The organism is Hydrogenophaga sp. (genome assembly GCF_018780075.1).
In the GTDB taxonomy this organism is placed as follows: domain Bacteria; phylum Pseudomonadota; class Gammaproteobacteria; order Burkholderiales; family Burkholderiaceae_C; genus Hydrogenophaga.
The window spans coordinates 129065-151525 of the sequence record NZ_JADMKB010000027.1; the positions used below are offsets into that span (position 1 = coordinate 129065).

Consider the following 22461-nt stretch of genomic DNA (forward strand, 5'->3'; position numbering starts at 1 on the left):
CTGGGGGGTGACGCGAAGCGGCGCGGGGGGAGGGTGTTCACACCCTTTCGAATACCGCCGCGATGCCCTGCCCGCCGCCGATGCACATGGTGACCAGCGCGTAGCGGCCGTTGATGCGCTGCAGCTCGTACAGGGCCTTGACCGTGATCAGCGCGCCGGTGGCGCCGATGGGGTGGCCGAGCGAAATGCCCGAGCCGTTGGGGTTGACCTTGGCCGGGTCCAGGCCGAGTTCCTTAGTCACGGCGCAGGCCTGCGCGGCGAAGGCTTCGTTGGCCTCGATCACGTCCATGTCGTTGACCGTGAGACCGGCTTTCTGCAGCGCCAGGCGCGAGGCCGACACCGGGCCCATGCCCATGATCTTGGGGTCCAGACCGGTGTGCGCGTAGGCCACGAGGCGGCCCAGCGGCTTGGCGCCACGCGCCTTGGCGGTGCCCGCCTCCATCAGCACCACGGCCGCGGCAGCGTCGTTGATGCCCGAGGCGTTGCCGGCGGTCACGGTGCCGTTTTCCTTCACGAACACCGGCTTCAGCTTGGCCATGTCTTCGGGCTTGCAACCCGGGCGGAAGTGCTCGTCGGTGGCGTAGGCGACCTCGCCCTTCTTGCTCTTGAGCATGACCGGGACGATCTGGTCCTTGAAGCGGCCTTCGGCGGTGGCGCGCTCGGCCCGGTTGTGGCTCTCGACCGCCAGCGCATCCTGCATCTCGCGGGTGATGCCGAACTGGGCGGCCACGTTTTCGGCCGTCACGCCCATGTGGATGGTGTGGAAGGGGTCGTGCAGCGCGCCGACCACCATGTCCACCATCTTGGTGTCGCCCATGCGCGCGCCCCAGCGGGCGGAGAGGCTGGCGTAGGGGCCACGGCTCATGTTTTCGGCGCCGCCGCCGATGGCGATGTCGCAGTCGCCCAGCAGGATGGACTGGCTGGCCGAGACGATGGCCTGCAGGCCGGAGCCGCACAGGCGGTTGACGTTGAACGCGGGCGTGCCCTCGGCGCAGCCGCCGTTGACCGCGGCGACGCGGGAGAGGTACATGTCCTTGGGTTCGGTGTTGACCACGTGGCCGAACACCACATGGCCCACGTCCTTGCCGTCCACGCCGGCACGCGCCAGCGTTTCCTTGACGACCAGGGCCGCCAGTTCGGTGGGCGGCGTGTCCTTGAGGCTGCCGCCATAGGTGCCAATGGCGGTGCGGGCGGCGCTGACAACAACAACTTCTCGGCTCATGTTCATCTCCTGTGTGTATGGAATGGGCTGGCAGGTCGGAGGGACCGCTGATCGAACGATCAACGCGCCATGGTATGCGCGACTGGCTTACACGGGCCTTGTGCAGGCCACGCAAGCCTGCGCCAAGGCGTCAGGGGCGCAGGCGGGCGAGGACGCTGAGCCGCCCGTCGCTGGCCGGTGGCCGGGTCAGGAACAGCTCGCCCATGGCCGGGTATTCGCCGGTCAGCGCGGAGATGTTGACCTGGTGCGTGACCAGCACCAGGTTGCCGGGCGGGCGGTGCTGGGCCAGGGCCTGCAGCACCTCGCGCGTCTGCGCGGGGCCGGCGTCACCCTGGAAAAAGGAGTTGGTGGCCGGCCACACGTTGTGCGCGCCAAAGGCCAGCTGGGCGGTTTCGGTGCAACGGCACCATTCGCTGGAACGCACCGTGGGTGGGGCGATGCCCTGGGCCGCAAAGGCCTGCCCGACCCGGCGCGCCTGCGCGCGGCCTTCTTCGCTCAGGTTGCGCTGCGTGCGGCAGTCGCCCAGGCGGAATTCGGGCGGATCGCCTGTGCCCGGCTCGGTGGCTGCGTGGCGCATGAGCACCACGCAACCGCCCGCGCGCCACTGGCGCCAGAAATCGCTGTCGTCGGCTGCGCTGGCCCAGCGCGTGGCCACGCCGAGCGCTGCGGCGCCCACCAGGCTGCGTCGGCGCAGGTCAGCCGCGCACATCGGCCACCGGCTCTCTGCCGAAATCGGGGTGGTTCAGAAAGGCCAGCACGCGGGCCGCGGCCTCGTCCGGGCTGCTGAGCTGGCCCTGCTGTTGCAGCTGCACGAAGCGCTGCAGGTCGGGGAACGCCTCGGGGTCGCCCGCGCGCAGTTGCACCTGCATGTCGGTGTCGATCACACCGGGCGCGAGCGACACCAGCCTGGCACCGTGCGGGCGCTGTGCTTCGTCCAGCGCGCTGCAGCGGGTGAAGTGGTCCAGGCCGGCCTTGGCGGCGCAGTACGGCGCCTGGGCGGCCATGGCGCGGCGCCCGAGGCCGGACGAGATGTTGAGCACCTTGCGGTGGCCCCGCCAGCCGGCGTCCACCCAGGCGCTGGTGGCGCGCAGGAACGCGCCGGTCAGCAGCATGGGCGCTTCCAGCCCCACCCGCAGCGCGGCCGTCAGCTCCTCGGGCGGGCAGCCCTGCAGCGGGCCGATGCGCGGGATCATGCCGGCGTTGTTGATCAGCGTGGCGCTGGCCAGGCTGGGTGCGTCGAGCTGCGACAGCCATGGCGCCAGCCGGGCGGCGGCACCCTCGCCGTCCACGAGGTCCAGCGGCCACTGCATCACGGTGGCGCCCTGGGCGCGGGCCAGCTCGGCCAGCTCGGGGCTGGTCTGGCGCGACAGGCAGAGCAGCGCGCGGCCAGGGGCGATCAGTTGGCGGGCCATGGCCAGACCCAGGCCGCGCGATGCGCCGGTGAGGATGATCAGATCGTGCATGGCGCCAGTGTGACAGGGCCGGGCGTCAGAACGGGCAGGGCGCCTCGAATGCCCGCGTGTCGCCGGTGGCCGGGTGCGGAATCTCGATGGCCTGCGCGTGCAACAGCAGCCGCCCGGCCATGGCCTCCTGGGCCGGGCTCGCGTACAGCGGGTCGCCCGCGATGGGGAAGCCGATGGCCTGCAGGTGCACGCGCAGCTGGTGCGAGCGGCCGGTGACGGGCTCCAGCTCCAGCCGGGTGGTGCCTGCGATGGGCGTGCCGCCCGTGGCGATGCGCCAGCGCGTGAGGCTGGGCTTGCCGATGTCGTGATCGACGATGCTGCGCGGCCGCGCCATCCAGTCCAGGATCAGAGGCAGGTCGATGGTGTTCCAGCCGTTGTCGGGCTGTGGGTTGGACAGGTGGCCTGCGACCACGGCGAGGTAGCGCTTGTGCACCCGGCGTTTCTCGAACGCCAGGCTCAGGCGACGTTGCGCTTCGATGCCGCGTGCCATGACCACGAGCCCCGAGGTCGCCATGTCGAGCCGGTGCACCACCAGCGCATCGGGGTAGGCTGCCTGCGCGCGGGCACTCAGGCAGTCCTGCTTGTCTGGTCCTCGCCCGGGCACGGCGAGCAGGCCAGCGGGCTTGTCGAAGACCAGCAGGCTCTCGTCGGCGTGCACGAGGTTCAGCAGGGTGTTCACGACGTCGCCGGCGCCAGCGCCCGCCGGACCTCGTCGGCCGGCAGGCTGCGCGCGGCGCCGAAGCCGGCCACCTGGCGCGCCCCGAGCAGCTGCAGGCGAACGAAACGGAAATCGCCCAGCGCGGTCATCGGCTCGGCCTCCGGGAACCGTTGCAGGTAGGCCCGCCGCGCCGACCGCGCGTCGTCGGTGTCCGGCTCGGCCGTGCGGGCGACGGCATCCAGGGTCACCCGTGGCAGGGCGTGCACCGGTTCATCCATGGCCTCCGGGGCGCACACCAGCAAGGACACGCGCGGTGTGCGCTGAAGGTTGCCGGTGTGGGCGGCCAGCGCACTCACGTGCAGGATCAGTTCCCGCGCATCGGCGTCGATGGCAAACGGCACCATCGACACGAAGACCTCGCCCGAGGCGTCGCGCGTGCCCAGCGCAGCGGTGCGACGCGATGACAACAAGGTCCGCAAGGCCCCGGTGAGGCTGTGTTCACCCATGCCGGTGGTTCAACGAACGATGAGTTCGGCCCGCCGGTTGCGGGGTTCGGGCACGTCGTCTTCGGTGGGCACCACCGGCTCGCGCTCCCCTCGGCCCACCGGGTCGATGAGTTCTGTCTTGAAGCCACGTGACACCAGCACGTCGCGGATGGCGTTGGCGCGCCGCAGCGACAGCGCGTCGTTGGCGTCGGCCGCCCCTTGCCGGTCGGTGTGGCCCACGATCACGATTTCGCCACCGCTGCGCGCTCGGGCGGCGGCCAGGATCGTGTCGAGCCTGGACATCGACTCGGGTGTGAGGTCCGAGGTGCCTGGCTGGAAATTCAGGGTGTAGCGCTGCGGGGGCGGTGGCTGCAGTGCCAGCAGCACCGGGTAGCGCTCGCGCACTTCGGCTTCGCTGGAGAGCGCCTGCTCCAGCTCGCCCTTGCGCCCGATTTCGGCGACCGCGTAGGGGGTGGACAACTCGGCACTGGCGGTGGACGAGGTGACGGTCACCGCGCTCTTCACGCCCTCCTGCGGCAAGAGCAGCACGCGGCTGGTCGGGGTGCAGGCTGCGCACAGGCAGACCGCGAGGGCAGACAGGAGCGTTCGGTGGGGTACTGGGACCATCGGAATCATTTGCACCCGAGTGTGTTGCACTGCACGCGGGCGTTGTCAATTGGCGTCATCGGCGCAGTCTACTATGGTCCTTCCAGTGGTGGCGCAGGTAGTAATAGAGGGGCTCTGTCTGGGGAATCGCCTCCACGATGAAGTCGGTGCCGCGCACACCTACGACCGACGTGGGCGTGCGCACCTTGAAGCGCTCCGGGTTGGCCTTGGCCAGCAAACCCGTCACCACGCGCACCGATCCCTGCAGCAGATCGAGCACGAAGTTGCCGCTCTGCGTGGTCGAATCAAACTGGAACTGGCCGAGGTCCACCGTCGTGTTGGGCCCCATGGTCAGCACCGTGCCGTCCTTGAGCACGATGCTGGCGCCACTGGCCGGGCCTGTGCGCACCCGGTCACCCTGACGCAGGGCATCGCCCGGCGCGGGCGCTGCGCGGCCCGGCTCCTGGCCCAGCCGAATCTCGCCCTGAAGCTGTTTGAACGTGCCCGCTCGAGCCATGTCGGCGGGGGGCGTCGCGGTCTGGGCAGATGCCAGCGACGCGCTCAGCAAAAGACCTGCCAGAAAGGTTCGATGGGCGCGCATCAGCGGCGGTGAAAACATGGGGCAACTCCGGGGCAACAAGGCACAACGTGCGATCCTAGCGGGTCGCCCGTGTCCCGGGCAAGGGCATCGTTCACGCCCGGGCTCCCTACAATCGAGCCCCTGGCCGGAGCCTGAGCTCCCGCGCCGGCCACCCATGCCAACCCCCATGAACCTCATGCTCGCGCCGATGGAAGGCCTGCTCGACGCGACGCTGCGCGACGTGCTCACGCGCACCGGCGGCATCGATCGCTGCGTGAGCGAGTTCATCCGCGTGACCAACACCGTGCTGCCCGAACGCGCGTTCTACCGCGTGGTGCCAGAGCTGCTCAATGGCGGGCGCACCCGGGCCGGTGTGCCGGTGCGGCCCCAGCTGCTGGGCTCCGATCCGGCCTGCCTGGCCGACAACGCCGAGCGCCTGGCCGCGATCAGCCCGTTTGGCGTGGACCTGAACTTTGGCTGCCCGGCCAAGACGGTGAACCAGAGCCGGGGCGGCGCGGTGCTGCTGGACGAGCCCGAGCTGATCGGCCGCATCGTCGAGGCCGTGCGGCGCGCTGTGCCGGCCCTGGTGCCGGTGTCGGCCAAGATGCGGCTGGGCTTCAACGACGACCACCGGGCCGAAGACTGTGCGCAGGCGATCGCCCAGGCCGGCGCCGACGAGCTGGTGATCCACGCGCGCACCAAGGCCCATGGCTACCGCCCGCCGGCCTATTGGGACCGCATCGCCGAGGTGCGCGGTGCGCTGCCATCGGGCCCCATGCAGGTGATCGCCAACGGCGAGATCTGGAGCGTGGCCGATGCCGAGCGCTGCCGCGAGGTGACGGGCTGCGACGCGCTCATGATCGGCCGGGGCATGGTGACCGACCCGGGCCTGGCACTGGCCATCAAAGGGCAGGGCGGCGTGCCCTGGAGCGAGATCACACCCCTGCTGTCGGTGTACTGGCAGCAGGTGAGCGGCCGGGTCGAACGGCGCCACCGCGCCGGGCGCCTGAAGCAGTGGCTCAACTATTTGCGCAAACGTTACCCCGAAGGACAGGCCGCGTTTGACGCGCTGAGGACCTGCACCGAGCCGCCGCACATCGAGGCCTGGCTGGCGTCCAACACCGCCGGGCTGGCCACGCCGGTGCGCCCGGTGGCGCCCGTGGCGCGCCGTTTCCTGCCAGAAAACCCCATCGCCACGCCGCCAGCAGGAATCGCACAGCCGTGTTAACTTCCGGCCCCGGACCCGAACAAGACCCCTATGACTTCTCTGCAACACCGGCTGAATGCCCTGGGCGACGAACGCCTGCGCGGCATGAAACGCGGCCTCGAAAAAGAAAGCCTGCGCTCACAGCCGGACGGCAAACTCGCGCTCACGCCGCACCCCGCGGCGCTGGGCAGCGCGCTCACCCACCCGCACATCACCACCGACTACTCCGAGTCTCAGCTGGAGCTGATCACCGGCGTGCACGGCAGCGTGCAGGCCTGCCTCGATGAGCTGACCGAGGTGCACCAGTTCACGGTGCGCAGCCTCAAGGCCGCGGGCGACGAAATGATGTGGGCGTCGAGCATGCCCTGTGGCCTGCCCACCGACGAGACCATCCCGCTCGGGCGCTACGGTTCGTCCAACGTGGGTCGCGCCAAGAGCGTCTACCGCATGGGTCTGGGCCACCGCTATGGCCGCCGCATGCAGACCATCTCGGGCATCCACTACAACTGGTCGTTGCCTTGGGTGGACAACGACGGTTACTTCGCCCTGATCCGCAACTTCCGACGCCACGCGTTCCTGCTGCTCACGCTGTTCGGCGCTTCGCCCGCCGTGTGCTCGAGTTTCGTGGAAGGGCGTGAGCATGAGCTGCAGCCGCTGGGCAGCAGCGGCTCGCTGCACATGCCCCACGGCACCTCGTTGCGCATGGGCCGCCTGGGTTACCAGAGCGACGCGCAGTCCACGCTGGCCGTGAGCTACAACGGTCTGGAAGGTTACGCGGCCTCGCTGCACGACGCACTCACCCGTCCCTGGCCCGCCTACGAAACCGTGGGCATTCGCAACCCGGGCGGCGACTACAACCAGCTCGCGACCACGCTGCTGCAGATCGAAAACGAGTTCTACGGCACCATCCGCCCCAAGCGGGTGATCTACCAGGGCGAGCGCCCGCTGCACGCGCTGCGTGAGCGCGGCGTGGAGTACATCGAGGTCCGCCTCATGGACCTCAACCCCTTCGAACCCATCGGCATCGGTGCGCCCACGCTGCGTTTCCTCGATGTGTTCCTGCTGCACTGCCTGCTCAGCGACAGCGCGCCCGACACACCGGAAGAGATCCGCGAGCTGGCGCAGAACCAGCACCTCACGGCGGCCCGTGGCCGCGAGCCGGGGCTGCACCTGCAGCGCAACGGCCAGAGCGTGCCACTGCAGCAGTGGGGCCTGGAGATCATCGACCAGCTGGTGCCCCTGGCCGAGCGGCTCGACGCGCTGCACGGTGGCGACGATCACGCCCAGGCCGTCGCGCAGGCGCGCGCCTCGCTGCAAGCCCCCGACACCTTGCCCTCGGCGCGGGTGCTGCGCGCGGTGCAGGAGCGCCACGGCGATTCCTTCGTGGCCTTTGCGCGCGAGCAGTCGGGCGAGATCCACAGCCAGTTGCTGGCGCTGCCCTGGTCGTCCAAGCAGCAGGCCCGCTACGAGGCCATGGCGGCGAAGTCGCTGGTCGATCAGCGTGCCATCGAGGCCGCTGACACGATGCCCTTCGAGATCTACCGCCAGGAGTACGTGTCGGAACACCGCCTGGGACGGGCGCAGGCGGAGAGCGCCCAGCCGGCCTGAGCGGTCAGGCATCGGCGGTACCTTGAAATCCGCACTGCGCGTGGGTGTACTGCGGGCCTCACCGCAGACCGATAGGCTGGGCGTCTTTTCAACAGGAGACGCCCATGGCCCGGACACCCCGACTGACCGCTGCGGACTTTGATCAGGAACTGCTGATCCTTTTTGACGCCTACGTGCATGGCGACATCGACCGCCGCGGTTTCCTCGATCAGGCGGCCCGGTTCGCGGTGGGCGGCCTGACGGCGGCGGGCATCCTTGCCTCGCTCAGCCCGGATTTCGCCATCGCCCAGGTGGTGCCACAAGGCGATGCCCGCATCAGCACCGAGCGTGTGGACTTCGCCTCGCCCAACGGGCACGGAACCGTCAAGGCCTACGTGGCCAAACCGGCCAATGCCAGCGGCAAGCTGTCCGCTGTGCTGGTGGTGCACGAAAACCGCGGCCTGAACCCGCACATCGAAGACATTGCCCGGCGCCTGGCGGTGGACGGTTACCTCGCCTTCGCCCCCGACGCGCTCACGCCGCTGGGCGGTTACCCGGGCGACGAAGACAAGGCGCGCACCCTGTTCGGGCAACTCGATCAGGCGAAGACGCGGCAGGACTTCATCGCCGCGGCGGGCGTGCTCAAGGCGCGGCCCGACAGCAGCGGGCGCGTGGGCGTGGTGGGTTTCTGCTACGGCGGCGGCATCTCGCACATGCTGGCCACGCAGTTGCCCGATCTGGCCGCGGCCGTGCCGTTCTACGGCAACCACCCGCCGGTCGAGGACGCGGCCAAGGTCAAGGCGCCGCTCTTGATCCACTTCGCGGCGGTCGATGAGCGCATCAACGCCGCCTGGCCCGCCTACGAGACCGCGCTCAAGGCGGCTGGCGCCAGGTACACCGCGCACCAGTACCCGGGCACGCAGCACGGCTTCAACAACGACACCACGCCGCGCTTCGACGCGGCCGCCGCCAAGCTGTCCTGGGACCGCACCATGGCCTTCTTCGCGCAGCACCTGCGCGGCTGACGCGGCGTCAATCGACCGGCGGCGTGAGCACCACGTCGCTGGTCGGGCAGGCCACGCAGGGCAGCACGCAGCCCTGCGCCTTTTCTTCGGGCAGCAGCCCCGGCCACGCCACGCTGTAGCGCACCGTGCCGCTCACCAGCTGCCCGATGCACGCGCGGCAGGTGCCGTTGCGGCACGAGGCCGGCCACACCACCCCCGCACCGAGCAGCGACTGCAGCAGCGTGGCGCCGGCCGGCACCGCCAAGGTTTCACCCCTGTCGGGCAGGTGCAGTTGAAAAGCGACGGGCGCGGTTGGGGTGGACATGTGCACAAATCTAACCGAGCTGCCCTGGTCATGCGCAGTACCGGGGCATGTGCGCACTGCCTGTTGAACAGGCGATTTAAAGAATGTTCATGCGTGACAAGCACTTGGCGTCGTTTTACAAGGCTTGCCCACACTTATGCACAAGCTTGTCCAAGGTTTCACGGGAAAAGTGGATAACCACTGGGGTGCCACTGCCTGTTTCGCAGGCAGATTGAAGAACTCCCTAGGGCCACAAGCACTTGCGAGCGCCGTACATCGCTTGCGGGAGGTTATTCACAGGGTTGTCCAGTGAACGCGGGGACAACTCATCACCCTCTGTCGCAGGGTTGTCTTATAGTGGTGGGGGTATTTTTGCCTCGTCGAAGAAAGAAGCCGTTCCATGAACAACGTGCAAGGACTTGACCGATTCATTCGCGCGCTGGTGGGCGTGCTCGCGCTGCTGCTGGCCTATTTCTGGCTCGGGGGCGTGTGGCAATGGGTGGCCCTGGGCGTGGGTGCGGTGGCGCTCGCCACGGCGGCGCTCCGCTTTTGCCCGCTCTACGCGGTGTTGGGCAGGCGCAAGGCGGCGACCCCGGCCCGGGGCAGCGGTGTGATGCCGCTGCTGGCGGGCGCGGTGCTTCTGGCGGTGGCCGTGGGGGGTGCCTGGGCCAGCCAGATGTTCAGCCGCAAGTTCTTCCTCGAAGACTTCAACGCCATGAACGGCTTCTACAAACAGACCCTGTTTCTCACCGGCAAGGCCGAGCGCGAGAAGGCCGTCGACCAATACGAGCAGCTGCTCCCGGCTTACGCCGCTTTCCAGGAGAAATACACCGCCTGGCAGCCGATCGCGTTGCGCAGCGACCCTCAGTTCCCCGTCGATCTGGTCAAGGTGTCGGGGATGCTCCTGGGGGTCAACGACCTCGTGCGCGCCGGCGATCTGCAGCAGGCGCACCTCGCGCTGGAGGGCGTGCGCCCGGTGTTTCAGGAGGTGTTCAAGCGCAACGGGTTCTCGATGCTCTCGGTCACCCTGGTGGACTTCCACGACGCGATGGAGCTGATGCTGGAGGCCGGCAACGCCAAAGATGCGGCCAAGCTGCAGGCGCTGTATCCACAGGTCAACGACAAGATGACTGCGGTGGAGGCCGAGGCCAGCGACGCCGACATCCAGGTCATCCGCCAGAACCTGGACGCGCTGCTCAAGGCCGCGCAGGACGGTCAGACCGATGCGCTGCCGCAACGCGCCGACCAGCTCAAAAGCAGCTTTGTCAAGGTGTACCTGCAGCGGGGTTGATCCCCTGCGGGTGGCGGCTCAGACCTCGCCGCCGAAGCGCTTGATCAGGTTGTCGATGTATTTTTCGACCAGTTTTTCAAACTCGCCTTCGACGATGGGGGCGACCACCATCTTCATCAGGCCGGGCAGGGGCACCTCCACCTCGCCCTGGATCGCCAGCGCGATGCTGGTGGACTTCTTGTTGTCCACGATGGTCCAGCTGCCGCCCACCAGCGAGTTGCCCACGCCCTTGACCGGCGTCCACTTCACCGTGCCCTTGGCCTTGTCGCTCACGTATTTGCTGGCGTAGATGGTCTGGATGTTGACCTGTGCCGTGCCCACTTTCTCCATCTCCCATTGGTAGACGCCGCCGCCCATGTCGGTGAGCTTCTCGACTTTGGGAAAATGGGCGACCGACGCGGGCACATCGGACAGCAACTCGAACACCTCGGTGGCCTTGGCCTTGACGGTGAACTCGTAGCCCAGATCGATCTTCACGGTGATGCTCATGGGTCTCCTTTGGGGACGTTGTGGAAAGATCGGGCCATTCTGGCACGCTGTTCCGCCCCGTCGATAGAGGCTTTCCCCCAGCGCACAATCCCCGCTCCGACCGAAAGAATAAACAATGAGCATCCAGTGGTTTCCCGGGCACATGCACCTCACGCGCAAGGCCATCGGCGAGCGCGTGAAAGAGATCGACGTCGTGATCGAGATGCTCGACGCGCGCCTGCCCGGCAGCAGCGCCAACCCGCTGATGGCCGAGCTCACCAGCGGGCGGCCCACGCTCAAGGTGCTGAACAAGCAGGACATGGCCGACCCGGTGCGCACCGCGCTCTGGCTGGACCATTACAACGCCCAGCCCAACACCCGCGCCATTGCGCTGGACGCCAGCGACACCGCCCCGGCCCGCGCGCTGATCGAGGCCTGCTTCGCGCTCGCGCCCCGGCGCGGCGGCATGGTCAAGCCCATGCGCGTGCTGATCTGCGGCATCCCCAACGTGGGCAAGTCCACGCTGATCAACACCCTCAAAGGCAAACGCGCGGCCAAGACCGGCGACGAAGCGGGCGTCACGCGCACCGAATCGCGCATCGCCCTGGCCGACGACTTCTACCTGTATGACACGCCGGGCATGCTCTGGCCGCGCATCGTGGTGCCCGAGAGCGGCTTCAACCTGGCCGCCAGCGGCGCGGTGGGCAAGAACGCCTACGACGAACAGGAGGTGGCCTACGAGCTGCTGGCCTTGCTGAAGGCCGATTACCCAGCGCTGCTCGAAGCCCGCTACAAACTGGGCCGCACGCCCGAGGCCTACGCCCAGGCGCCCGAAGACGAGCTGCTCGGAGTCATCGGCCGCCAGCGCGGCGCACTCGCGGGCGGCGGCAAGATCAACCTGCAGAAGGCCGCCGAACTCGTGATCTCGGACTTCCGCCACCTGCACATCGGCCGCGTCACGCTGGAAACGCCCGAGCAGTTCGGCCGCTGGATGACCGCCGGCCTGAAGTCGGACGCCGACCGCGCCGAGCGAAAAAAGGCGCTGAGAGAGCAGGGCCTCATCAGCCCCGAGCGCAAGCCCAAGGCGGACAAGCGCGCTGCGGCGCGCAAGCCGCGCTGAAGCCCACCGTCACCGGAGTTCCCGCATGTCCACCGTCACTCCCCTTGAAAACCCCGAATCCGATCCGCGCGTCAAGGCCGTGTTCGACGACATCCGTGCCACGCGCCAGACGAATTTCATCAACAACATGTGGCGCTACCTGGCGTTTGATCCGGCGCTGCTGGAGCAGACCTGGGCCGAGGTCAAGCGGGTGATGGCCACGCCGTCGACGCTGGACCCGCTGACCAAGGAGATGGTCTACATCACCGCGTCCATCATCAACGGCTGCAGCTACTGCGTGCACTCACACACGGCGGCGGCCACGGCCAAGGGCATGACGCGCGAGCAGCACGCGGAGCTGATGTCCATCGTGGCCCTGGCGGCCAAAACCAACCAGTTGGCGACCGCGTTGCAGGTGCCGGTGGACCCGGTGTTTGACCGGGGTTGAGCGTCAGGCGCCCTGCAGGGCGCCGAATTCTTCGGGGGGGGCCACCGTCACACCCACGTTCAGCGCGTGGCGAGCACCGCCCTGGATGACGCCGCGCATGGGCGAGACGTCGGAGAAGTCGCGTCCGGTGGCGAGGGTCACGTATTCCTCACCCGGGCTGCCCTGGCCACTGCGGTTGTTGGTGGGGTCGAAGTGAAACCACAGGCCCTCGGGCGCGGCGGGTTTGCCGTCGGTGGCCTCGTCGGTGCTGGCGGGCAGCGGCGCGTAGACCGACACCCAGGCGTGTGAGGCGTCCGCGCCGATCAGGCGCGGCTTGCCGGGCGGTGGCTGGGTGAGCAGGTAGCCGCTCACGTAGCGCGCGGGCAGGCCCAGGCTGCGCAGGCAGCCGAGCATGATGTGGGCGAAGTCCTGGCACACGCCCTTGCCCTGTTTCAGCGCCACCAGCGCGGGGGTGTTCACCTCGGTGCTGGCGGTCTTGTATTCCATCTCGCCGTGGATGCGTTCCATCAGCGCCTGCACCGCTTCGAGCAGCGGCAGGCCGGGCCTGAACGCCGGGCGGGCGAAGGCGATGAAAGCGTCGTCGCGCGGCACACAGGGCGAGGCGAACAGGAATTCGCTCGCGGGGTCGTAGGGTGCGCCGGCGCGGTAGCGGAAGTGGTTGCGGGCGCGCTCCCAGCTCAGCGCGGTCCATGCGTCGTCGTCGGGCAGGGGGCCGGGCTCATGGGTCTCGATCAGGCTGTCGGCCTCCACCACCAGCGTTTCGTGCGGGGCCTGCAACGAGAAAAAGGTGCGCTGGTTGCCGAACACGTCGGTGGTCTGGCTGCGCGCCGCGGGCTCGGGCTTCACGCGCAGCGCATGGGCCTGCACCGCCTGCGTGGGCGTGTCCACCGGCGAGAGGTGCACCATGTGCTGCGCCATGTCCACGCTGCCGTGGTAGCGGTAGGTGGTGGTGTGCAAGATTCTTAGCAGCATGACCGGGGTGAGGTGATTGGGTATGGACCGGGAACACCGCGGAACCGGCTTTGCCGGGCCGCTGGTGTTGCCCCTTGAAGGGCGGAGCGGCTACGCGCAGCGAGCAAGCGATGGGGGTGGGTCACAAGCTCTGGTTCTTGCGGTCGGCGTGGCTGAAGTGCAGGCGGGTGATCTCTTCCGAGAGTTCGCCGGCCGCGTCTTCGCAGTCTTCCAGCAGGGCTTCCAGGTCGCCCCAGTGGCGCTCGCCTTCGGGGTGGCGCTGCCAGTTGCTCAGGTCGGCGAGCACCCAGGTGTCGGGGTCGGGCAGGCCCTGGGCGAGCACGGCGTCTTGCGGCGTGGCGCTTTGCGAGAGCTTGGCCAGGCGTGATCTCAATGTCTGCACCACCCAGGCCAGCGAGCGCGGGTTGTCGCGGTCCATCACCAGCAGGTCGATCAGCGCCACCATGTCGCGGCGCTGCTGGTACTGGGCATGGAAGGTGATGGTGCTGTCGAACAGCGCCACCACGGCCTCGAAGCCGGCCTGGTCGTGCAGGCAGCCGTGTTCCAGGCTGAGCATGAGCGCGCGCGAGAGGGTGATGAGGCGTTCGATGTGGCGGCCCACCGAGAGCAGGCGCCAGCCACTGTCGCGCACCATGCGGTCGGTCTGTGCGCCGGTGATGGCGGCCAGCAGCTCGCTGGCGTTTTGCAGCGCGGCCAGGGCTTCGGTGGTGGCGTATTCGGCGTCAGCGGCCATGCTGGCGCAGTCGCTTGCGAAGCCGGCTTCGGTGCGCTCGATCAGGTTCCAGTGTTCTTGCGACAGGCGCTCGCGCACCTGCGCCGCCGAGGCCTTGAGTGCGCGCAGGTTGAAGCCCACGCTGAACGTTTGCCCGGCCAGCGGTGTGCCGGGCGCGGGCGAGAGGCCGGCCATGAGCGAGCGTGCGAACACGCGGGCCGATTGTTCGGCAGCGGGCACGTCGGGCAGCACCAGCGAGTTTTCGTGTGCGGTGGCCGAGAGCCAGGCCATCAGCGGCCTGGAGTTGGGCTCTTCACCGCCCAGGTGGGTGAGCACGATCTGCGCGAGGCGGATGCTGTTTTCAGCGCGCTCGGTGTAGCGCCCGAGCCAGAACAGGTTTTCGGCCGCGCGGCTGGTGACCGGGCGTTTGTGCTGCGCCAGCGCCATGGTGCTGGGCGCGCTTTGCAGCAGGCTGGTGTGGTCCACCGTGCCTTCGGTCTGCACCCAGCAGTCGGCGCTGCTGCCGCCGCGCTGCATGGACGCCATGAGCTGGCCGCGCGGCGCCAGGCGCACCAGGCCACCGGGCAGCATGCGCCAGCTCTGCGGGCCGTCGGCCAGCGCGAACACGCGCAGCATGGCCGAGCGCGGGATCAGGTGCTCGCCGGTCCAGGTGGGCGTTTGCGAGAGTGGCAGCCAGGCCTGGACGGTGTAGTCGTCGGGGTGCCGCACCATGCGCCCCGACCATTCGTCGAGCTCGCGCGCTTTCAGGCTCTGGCCCATGGCGGTGTCGCGGCCCGACTGTGGGTAGGTGGGCTTGATCACGCTGTCCTTGAGCAGTGGCAGCACCTCGCGCAGCGCGGCGTCTTCACCGCACCACCAGGTGGCGAGCGAGGGCATGGCCAGTTCTTCGCCCAGCAGGTGGCGGCTGATCGCGGGCAGGAAGCCCAGCAGCGCGCTCGATTCGAGCGGGGCCGAGCCCGGTGCGTTGGCCAGCAGCAGGTTGCCCGCGCGCAGCACCTGCAGCAGGCCGGGCACGCCCAGGCGCGAGTCGGAGCGCAGCTCCAGAGGATCGAGCCACTCGTCGTCGAGCCGCTTGATCAGCGCGTGCACCGGCTCCAGGCCGCTGAGCGTCTTGAGATAGAGGCGCTGGTCGCGCACGGTGAGGTCGTTGCCCTCCACCAGCGTGAGGCCGAGGTAACGCGCGAGGTAGGCGTGTTCGAAATAGGTTTCGTTGTACGGGCCAGGCGTGAGCAGCGCGATGCGCGCGTTCTCGCCTTCGGGGGCCATGGCCTTGATGCCGTCCATGAGCGCGCGGTAGCTCGCGGCCAGGCGCTGCACCTTCATGCCGGCAAAGGCCTTGGGGAACTGGCGCGCGATGGCGATGCGGTTTTCCAGCAGGTAGCCCAGGCCCGAGGGCGCCTGCGTGCGCTGGCCCACCACCCACCAGCGACCGTCCGGTCCGTGGGCCAGATCGAAGGCGACGATGTGCAGCCAGGTGCCGCCCACGGGCTTGACCCCCTGCATGGCGCGCAGGTAGCCCGGATGGCCTTGCACCAGGGCGGCCGGCAGCAGGGCGCGCTGGAGCAGCTCGCGCTTCCCGTACAGGTCGGCCATCATGGCGTTGAGCAGGCGGGTGCGCTGCAACACGCCGGCCTCGATCTTCGCCCAGTCCTGCGGGCTCACGATCATCGGGAAGAGGTCCAGCGCCCAGGGGCGCTGCTGGCCGGTGGCGGCGTCGGCGTAGACGTTGTAGGTGACGCCGTTGTCCCGGATCTGGCGCTGCAGGTTGTCGTTGCGGCGGTTCAGGTCGGCCAGGCCGTCGGTGCCGACGTGGTCGAAGAAACTGGCCCAGGTGGGCGCCAGGTCGTCGGTGCCGGGCTGGCGCAGCTCGTCGCGGTGGCCCGCGTCGGCCGCCATGGAGAACGACAAGGCCCAGTCCCGGGGAGAGTCGGGGCTGAGATCGTCAAACAGGGAGTCTCTGGATTCTTCTGGGGTCACGGCTTTGGAGTATGCACGGGCGGGCACTTCGGGTGGTGCCGCCGGTGCATCTTCATCGCCTTGACCCGTGGTGTCCTTCACGTGAGCATCTTTTTGTCAGCGGCGCCGCGCTGGAAGTGTCTTCAACCAGGCCAGCGCGGAACCTGCTTTGACGGGCCGCTGCTGGCGCCCCCCGGGGGGCTGAGAGCCGCGGCTCCAAGCCTGCCTGCGCAGGCTTGGACGTGTTCGCAGTGCGTCGCCTCTGGCATCGCCCCCTCGCATGGGCGGCGCAGGGGTCAATGCCGGAGATCGAGCGTGAACGGGAACTCGCGGCTGTGCGTGGCCGGGGCCACGTTCATCTTGCCCGTGGTGTGGCCCATCTGGAAGAAGCGCGACAGGCGCCGGCTTTCGGCCTCGTAGGCGTTGATCGGGAAGGTGTCGTAGTTGCGGCCACCGGGGTGGGCCACGTGGTACTGGCAACCGCCCATGGACTTGTTCATCCAGGTGTCCACGATGTCGAAGGTCAGCGGTGCGTGCGCCGGGATCGACGGGTGCAGCGCCGACGGCGGGCTCCAGGCCTTGTAGCGCACACCCGAGACGAATTCGCCCACGGTGCCGGTGCTCTGCAGGGGCACGGCTCGGCCGTTGCAGGTGACGACGTAGCGGCTGTCGTTGTAGCCGGAGACGCGCACCTCGATGCGCTCCAGCGACGAATCGACATAGCGCACGGTGCCACCGGGCGCGCCTTCTTCGCCCATCACATGCCACGGCTCCAGCGCGCTGCGCAAGGTCAGCTCGATGCCGCGCGCGGCCACCTGGCCCACCAGCGGGAAGCGGAACTCGAAGTGCGGCTCGAACCAGGCCATGTCCAGCGGGTAGCCGAACTCGGCGAGGTCGGCCAGCACGTCTTCGAAGTCCATGCGGATGAAGGTGGGCAGCACGAAGCGGTCGTGCAGCTCGGTGCCCCAGCGCGTGAGCTTCTGGCTGAACGGTTTCTGCCAGAAGCGCGACACCAGCGCGCGCAGCAGCAGCTGCTGGGCGATGCTCATGCGGGCGTGCGGCGGCATTTCAAACGCGCGCAGTTCCAGCAAGCCCAGGCGGCCGGTGCTGGAGTCGGGCGAGAAGAGCTTGTCGATGCAGAACTCGCTGCGGTGCGTGTTGCCGGTGGCGTCGATCAGGATGTTGCGCAGCGTTCTATCGACCAACCACGGAGGCATGTTTTGCCCGTAGGTCTGGCGGTTCTTCTCGATCTCCTGCAGCGCGATCTCCAGCTCGTACAGCTGGTCGTTGCGTGCTTCGTCCACGCGCGGGGCCTGGCTGGTCGGGCCGATGAACATGCCGCTGAACAGGTAAGAGAGCGACGGGTGGTTGTGCCAGTACGCGACCAGGCTGCCCAGCAGCTCGGGCCGGCGCAGGAAGGGCGAATCGGCCGGCGTGGCGCCGCCGAGCACGAAGTGGTTGCCGCCGCCGGTGCCGGTGTGGCGGCCGTCGGTCATGAACTTCTCGGCGCACAGGCGCGTCTGGTGCGCGGCCTCGTACAGAAACTCGGTGCGCTCGACCAGCTCGTCCCAGCTGCTGCTGGGGTGGATGTTCACTTCGATCACGCCCGGGTCGGGCGTGACCTGCAGCATCTTCAGGCGCGGGTCGCGCGGCGGCGGGTAGCCTTCGAGCACGATGGTCACGCCCAGCTGCTCGGCCGTGTCCTCGACCGCCGAGAGCAGGTCCAGGTAGTCTTCGAGACGCTGCATGGGTGGCATGAACACATAGAGGTGCTGCGTCTTGCCGCCGCCGGCTTTTTCGGCCTTGGGGCCATTGGCGCGGTGCGGGTCGCGCGACTCGACCACAAGCGCGGTGCGGGTCAGCCAGGCGGCCGACTCGTTGCGCTGCGGGAACTTCGCCGACAGGGTCTGCGCCGGCGCGGCGCCCGGGCCGGGCTGGCCGGCCGCCGGGTCATCGGCGGACGCGCCGCTGGCATGGAAGTCCGCGCCCTGCATGGACACCATGCCGCCTTCGGCGAAACCACCGCCCACCTGGTGCGGCGACACCTGGTGTTTCACGGTGGCGCCGCTGGGCAGCGGGTCGCGCGCGGTGTGCGGGTCTTGCTCGATGTGGTACGGGTAGTCGGCGGCCGAGACCCAGGGCAGCGAATCGAGCGGCAGGCGGTAGCCCATGGGCGAATCGCCGGGCACGAGGTACATGCGCTCGTCGCGGAAGAACCAGGGGCCGGTGGACCACACCGTGCCCGAGACGCGGTGGTAGCTCTCGCCTCCCTGGCCGTTGCCCGACGGTGGGATGTGGCCATTGGCTTGCAGCGGCAGCACGTAGCCCACGGTGGCGTCCAGTCCTTGCGTGAAGACACGGCGCAGGCGCGCGCGCTCCAGCTCGTCGTCGAGCTTCGCGTCGAACGGATCCACGTTCACGGGCAGGCGGCGTTCGCGCCAGAGGAAGTACCAGGTGTCCTCGTAACCGGGGGTGATGTAGTGGGTGGACAGGCCGAGCTTGCGTGCCAGGGCCTGGGTGAATCGCTGGGCGTCTTCGCTGTCGTACTTGGCAGCGTCTCGCTCATCGGCCAGCAGGGCCGGGTTGTGCCAGCAGGGCTCGCCGTCGGCGCGCCAGAAGATCGAGAGCGCCCAGCGCGGCAACTGCTCGCCGGGGTACCACTTGCCCTGTCCCATGTGCACGAAACCGCCGTGGCCGTATTGCTCGCGCAGGCGGCCCAGCAGTTCGGTGGCGTAGCCGCGTTTGGTGGGGCCGAGGGCGTCGGTGTTCCACTCGGCAGCGTCGCGGTCGGTCACGGCCACGTAGGTCGGCTCACCGCCCATGGTGAGGCGCACGTCGTGCTTCACCAGATCGGCATCGACCTGCTTGCCCAGGGCGACCACGCTCTCCCACTGTTCTTCGGTGTAGGGCTTGGTCACACGCGGCGATTCGTAGACGCGGGTCACGCCCATGTGGTGCTCGAACTCGACCTCGCACTTGTCCATGGCGCCTTCCACCGGCGCAGCGCTCGACGGCTGCGGCGTGCAGGCCAGCGGGATGTGGCCTTCACCGGCGAGCAGGCCGGACGTGGGGTCGAGACCGATCCAGCCGGCGCCCGGCAGGAAGACCTCGCACCAGGCGTGCAGGTCGGTGAAGTCTTTCTCGGGGCCGCTCGGGCCGTCGATGCTCTTCACGTCGGGCGCGAGCTGGATCAGGTAGCCCGAGACGAAGCGCGCGGCCAGACCGAGGTGGCGCAGCATCTGCACCAGCAGCCAGCCGGTGTCGCGGCAGGAGCCGCTCTTGAGCTTGAGCGTCTGCTCGGGCGTCTGCACGCCCGGCTCCATGCGGATGGTGTACGAGATGTCGCGCTGGAGCATCTGGTTCACATCGACCAGGAAGTCGATGGTGCGGCGCTTTTTCAGGTCCACCTGGGCGAGGTAGGCCTTGAGTTCGTCGGTCAGCGGCGCGGTGGCGAGGTAGGGCGCGAGCTCCTGGGTCTGCGAGGCTTCGTAGGTGAAGGGGTATTCCTCGGCGCGCGGCTCCAGGAAGAAGTCGAACGGGTTGTGCACGGCCATCTCGACCACCAGGTCGATCGTGACCTTGAACTCGGTGGTGGGCTCGGGGAACACCAGGCGGGCCTGGTAGTTGGCGAACGGGTCCTGCTGCCAGTTGATGAAATGGCCCGCGGGTTCGATCTTCTGCGAGTACGACAGCACCTTGGTGCGGCTGTGCGGCGCGGGGCGCAGGCGCACCACCTGGGGGCCGAGTTTGACCAGGCGGTCGTACCGATAATGGGTGATGTGGCTCAGGGCAACGTGGATGGCCATGCTGGGATCACTTTCAACAGGGAGGCAAAAAATGGTGGTGCAGGCGACATGGCAGCCCGCAGGGCTCAGGCGTGGGCTAGCAAGTCCCGCGCCATCGCAGTATGAACGGGTGGCGGGCAGTTCGCCACCGTGCCCGGCCTGAACATGGCCTGGGTCGTGCTGGCGGTCCTGCCCGGCTGGGTGCTGGGCGTGGCGCTGCAACTCCAGCAGGCGGCGCTGTGGCCGATGCGGGTGTATGCGCTCGGGCTGCTGGGTGCCGCTGCGCTGGGTGGGCTGGCCCTGGTGGTGGGCCGACGCGGAAACGGGTGGCCCGCCATCGGTGTCGGCATCGCCCTGTGCGCGGGCGCCCTGGCGGGTGGGGGACTGACGGGGGTGCGGGCCGCGCATTTTGCGGCCCAGGCGCTGCCCCCGGCGCTCGAGGGCATCGACATCGAGGTCACGGGGCGCGTGGCCTCGCTGCCGCAACGCGGCGCCGACGGCGTGCGCTTCGAGTTCGCGCTGGAGTCCGCGGCCCGGGGCGGTCAGGCCCTGCGCCTGCCCGCCTTGCTGCAGCTGGGCTGGTACAGCCGGGGTGCGGTCGGCGCCGGGCCGGTCTGGCGTGCCGGTGATCGCTGGCGCCTGACCGTGCGCCTGCGCCGTCCGCACGGCAACAGCAACCCCCATGGTTTCGACCGCGAGCGCTGGCTCTGGGAGAACGGCATCGGCGCCACCGGTTACGTGCGCAACGGGCCGCGTGATCCCCGGCCGGTGTTTCTGGGCGCCAGTGGGTGGCACCCCGTGGAGGCCGCGAGGCAGGCGGTGAGCGAGCGCATCCACCAGCGGGTGGACGATGCGCGCAGCGCCGGCGTGCTGGCCGCGCTGGTGGTGGGCGATCAGAGCGCCATCGACCTGGAGACAAACAATAAAGTTGTACTCTGGCTCTCTCTATGAAAGAGCCTCAGTCTTTGAGAAAAATTAACAAATGGTTGTACTCTGGACTTATGCACCCTCAGGACCAACAAACAATAAAGTTGTACTCTGGCATGGGCGAGAGTGGATTCCTGTCGCGCCGTGACTGTTCGTGACCTATCGCGTCATGAACTTGGCTGGTGCCTCTTCTCTTTGTGTATGTCCTAGGTTATGGGACTGATTGCACCAAAATGGTGCTTCATCGCTTTTGGCGCCAGAGAATCCACCCAGTGACTTTCACATTGTGCGGACGATAGTTGCGGGTCTGGAGCTCATTTGACAAAGTTGAGGTACTGAAGCGACTTTGTCTTTCGAGTAGTTGTGTCCTTCTCCCATGACCCCCTAAGAAGCCCTGATGGAATCGTTCGTCAGAGCCTTTGTTGATTCGGGAGCTTCACGCAACGTAAATACCAGGGAGATGAATGATGGAGTTGAGAGTCGCGCTCGTTTTGCTCGCGAGCATTCTGGCAGTGGCTTGCACCCCGACCCGCCACTATCAAACAGAGCCAACACCTAGGTCGGATGCTCACGGAGTTATCAAAGGGGGTATCGCTGCAGAGCTGCGTCCGACGGGGTGCGTCTTGGCCAATCGGGAGGTCGCGGTTGTTGAGTTCGATGACTATGGAAACTTGTTCAATCGAACACAATTGAACTGCGCTGTGGACGGAGTGGCCGGCGCGGCCAGGGCCGGTGCCGTAGTTCTCGTCTATGTTCATGGCTGGCATCACAGTGCTCGGACAACAGAAGACTCATTCGACGACTTAAACAAGTTCAGGACGTTCGTCGCGCAGTTTGCGGGCAGGTCAGCTGAGACCCAAAGCCTTTCTCAAGCGCCTGGTCAAGAGGTTCCTGTAGTGGGAGTCTTTGTCGGCTGGAGAGGGGACTCCATCGAATCCAGTGGCATCACGATGCCGCTCAGCTATGCGCTCACGTTCTGGGACCGTAAGGCTGCCGCCCAGAATATCGGGAACTCCGGGGGCGTGACAGAACTGTTCTTTCGCCTGGAACAAGTCAGGACAAACTTCGACTCAACCGGCACGAAATTGGTCGCGATTGGGCACAGCTTTGGCGGGGCGCTTTTGTACTCTGCGTTGAGTGCGCGACTTCTTGACCAGGCTCTTGCTGACCAGCTTAGCTTCGCGGCTTCTCAAGGTGCACCGCAGGAGCCGCAGACTCGTCGTTTTTCACCGGATGTGTTGGTCCTGGTGAACCCCGCAATTGAAGCGATGCGATTTAAGCCTTACCTCGACTTGGTGAGGCGGTGGCCACATGGAAAGGGCACTCCGCCCAGACTCATCATCGCCACGAGCTCTGCGGATTGGGCAACAGGTTACGCGTTCCCTATTGGCAGAACGCTTTCGACAACATTCGCGTCATACAGTGACCCCAGCGATGCTGCTGTGAACAAGACTGCGATAGGACACTACGACCCCTTCGTGACCCATCAGCTCGTTGTGGATGCGAAGGGGTGCCCCAACCCGAAGATGTTGGTTGGGCCTGACCTTGTACAAGCCAGCAGCAACCCACTCTGTGTAAGCAGTCCTGACGAGGATTCTGGGAGTGTTGGAGCCCCGATGGCCACCCCAAACCGCCCCACTTGTGGCCGGTCAAACTGCTCCAGGCA

Annotated in this window: 20 protein-coding genes; 8 read left to right on the forward strand and 12 right to left on the reverse strand. The window is 67.8% G+C overall.

The genetic code is table 11. From position 1 onward, the window contains the following. Nucleotides 1-37: 37 nt before the first annotated feature. The 7 genes from bktB to IV088_RS06650 all read right to left on the reverse strand — a co-directional run bounded on the left by bktB (nt 38) and on the right by IV088_RS06650 (nt 5053). Nucleotides 38-1222 (reverse strand): beta-ketothiolase BktB, encoded by a 1185-nt coding sequence (bktB, locus tag IV088_RS06620; RefSeq protein WP_291099438.1) that lies wholly within the window; start codon nt 1220-1222, stop codon nt 38-40. A 130-nt stretch (nt 1223-1352) separates the two neighbouring features. Then, nucleotides 1353-1931 carry a histidine phosphatase family protein gene (locus tag IV088_RS06625; protein ID WP_291099441.1) on the reverse strand — a complete coding sequence of 193 codons (579 nt, stop codon included), beginning with the start codon at nt 1929-1931 and terminating at the stop codon, nt 1353-1355. Further along, nucleotides 1918-2685 carry an SDR family NAD(P)-dependent oxidoreductase gene (locus IV088_RS06630; RefSeq protein WP_291099444.1) on the reverse strand — a complete coding sequence of 256 codons (768 nt, stop codon included), beginning with the start codon at nt 2683-2685 and terminating at the stop codon, nt 1918-1920. Before IV088_RS06630 ends, IV088_RS06625 begins: the two co-directional genes overlap by 14 nt. Nucleotides 2686-2710: 25 nt before the next feature. Continuing rightward, nucleotides 2711-3355 carry an RluA family pseudouridine synthase gene (locus IV088_RS06635; RefSeq protein WP_291099495.1) on the reverse strand — a complete coding sequence of 215 codons (645 nt, stop codon included), beginning with the start codon at nt 3353-3355 and terminating at the stop codon, nt 2711-2713. A gap of 5 nt (nt 3356-3360) precedes the next feature. After that, nucleotides 3361-3849 (reverse strand): HugZ family protein, encoded by a 489-nt coding sequence (locus tag IV088_RS06640; protein ID WP_291099447.1) that lies wholly within the window; start codon nt 3847-3849, stop codon nt 3361-3363. Between the two features lie 9 nt (nt 3850-3858). Beyond that, nucleotides 3859-4377: an OmpA family protein gene (locus tag IV088_RS06645; protein WP_291099449.1), complete on the reverse strand. Its 519-nt coding sequence runs from the start codon at nt 4375-4377 to the stop codon at nt 3859-3861. A 133-nt stretch (nt 4378-4510) separates the two neighbouring features. Then, a complete protein-coding gene (locus IV088_RS06650) occupies nt 4511-5053 on the reverse strand; it encodes a FecR family protein (protein ID WP_291099452.1) in 543 nt (180 codons plus the stop codon). A gap of 148 nt (nt 5054-5201) precedes the next feature. Between IV088_RS06650 and IV088_RS06655 the strand changes: the two genes are divergently transcribed. From IV088_RS06655 to IV088_RS06665, 3 genes are all read left to right on the forward strand, one after another. Continuing rightward, nucleotides 5202-6242 carry a tRNA-dihydrouridine synthase gene (locus IV088_RS06655; protein ID WP_291099455.1) on the forward strand — a complete coding sequence of 347 codons (1041 nt, stop codon included), beginning with the start codon at nt 5202-5204 and terminating at the stop codon, nt 6240-6242. A 30-nt stretch (nt 6243-6272) separates the two neighbouring features. Further along, entirely contained in the window at nt 6273-7829 is a 1557-nt protein-coding gene (gene gshA / locus IV088_RS06660; RefSeq protein WP_291099458.1) for a glutamate--cysteine ligase, read from the forward strand. A gap of 104 nt (nt 7830-7933) precedes the next feature. After that, complete coding sequence (locus IV088_RS06665; RefSeq protein WP_291099461.1) at nt 7934-8833, forward strand: dienelactone hydrolase family protein; 900 nt, start codon at nt 7934-7936, stop codon at nt 8831-8833. A 7-nt stretch (nt 8834-8840) separates the two neighbouring features. Here IV088_RS06665 and IV088_RS06670 read toward each other — a convergent pair whose 3' ends face one another. Further along, nucleotides 8841-9137, reverse strand: coding sequence for a 2Fe-2S iron-sulfur cluster binding domain-containing protein (locus tag IV088_RS06670; RefSeq protein ID WP_291099464.1), 297 nt, complete (start codon nt 9135-9137; stop codon nt 8841-8843). Between the two features lie 379 nt (nt 9138-9516). On the opposite strand from IV088_RS06670, the gene IV088_RS06675 reads away from it, so the two are divergent. Continuing rightward, nucleotides 9517-10407 carry a DUF2892 domain-containing protein gene (locus tag IV088_RS06675; protein WP_291099466.1) on the forward strand — a complete coding sequence of 297 codons (891 nt, stop codon included), beginning with the start codon at nt 9517-9519 and terminating at the stop codon, nt 10405-10407. A gap of 18 nt (nt 10408-10425) precedes the next feature. On the opposite strand, the gene IV088_RS06680 is transcribed toward IV088_RS06675, so the two are convergent. Beyond that, nucleotides 10426-10896, reverse strand: a complete 471-nt coding sequence (locus tag IV088_RS06680; RefSeq protein ID WP_291099469.1) for an SRPBCC family protein — start codon at nt 10894-10896, stop codon at nt 10426-10428. A 115-nt stretch (nt 10897-11011) separates the two neighbouring features. On the opposite strand from IV088_RS06680, the gene ylqF reads away from it, so the two are divergent. Both ylqF and IV088_RS06690 read left to right on the forward strand, forming a co-directional pair. Beyond that, a complete protein-coding gene (gene ylqF, locus IV088_RS06685; protein WP_291099472.1) occupies nt 11012-11995 on the forward strand; it encodes a ribosome biogenesis GTPase YlqF in 984 nt (327 codons plus the stop codon). 25 nt (nt 11996-12020) lie between these two features. After that, the gene (locus IV088_RS06690) at nt 12021-12422 is read left to right on the forward strand and encodes a carboxymuconolactone decarboxylase family protein (RefSeq protein WP_291099474.1); all 402 of its coding nucleotides are present in this window, start codon (nt 12021-12023) and stop codon (nt 12420-12422) included. A gap of 3 nt (nt 12423-12425) precedes the next feature. Here the strand turns inward: IV088_RS06690 and IV088_RS06695 are convergent, their stop codons facing one another. The 3 genes from IV088_RS06695 to IV088_RS06705 form a co-directional block, all read right to left on the reverse strand. Further along, on the reverse strand, nt 12426-13394 hold the full coding sequence (locus tag IV088_RS06695) for a transglutaminase family protein (RefSeq protein WP_291099477.1): 969 nt from the start codon (nt 13392-13394) through the stop codon (nt 12426-12428). A gap of 121 nt (nt 13395-13515) precedes the next feature. Beyond that, the gene (locus IV088_RS06700; RefSeq protein WP_291099480.1) at nt 13516-16104 is read right to left on the reverse strand and encodes a circularly permuted type 2 ATP-grasp protein; all 2589 of its coding nucleotides are present in this window, start codon (nt 16102-16104) and stop codon (nt 13516-13518) included. A 275-nt stretch (nt 16105-16379) separates the two neighbouring features. After that, nucleotides 16380-19889, reverse strand: a complete 3510-nt coding sequence (locus tag IV088_RS06705) for a DUF2126 domain-containing protein (protein ID WP_291099483.1) — start codon at nt 19887-19889, stop codon at nt 16380-16382. Between the two features lie 129 nt (nt 19890-20018). Between IV088_RS06705 and IV088_RS06710 the strand changes: the two genes are divergently transcribed. Both IV088_RS06710 and IV088_RS06715 read left to right on the forward strand, forming a co-directional pair. Continuing rightward, nucleotides 20019-20819, forward strand: a complete 801-nt coding sequence (locus IV088_RS06710; protein ID WP_291099486.1) for a ComEC/Rec2 family competence protein — start codon at nt 20019-20021, stop codon at nt 20817-20819. Nucleotides 20820-21262: 443 nt separating this feature from the next. After that, nucleotides 21263-22461, forward strand: a 1199-nt coding sequence (locus tag IV088_RS06715) for a hypothetical protein (protein ID WP_291099489.1), incomplete at its 3' end; no start/stop codon positions are given.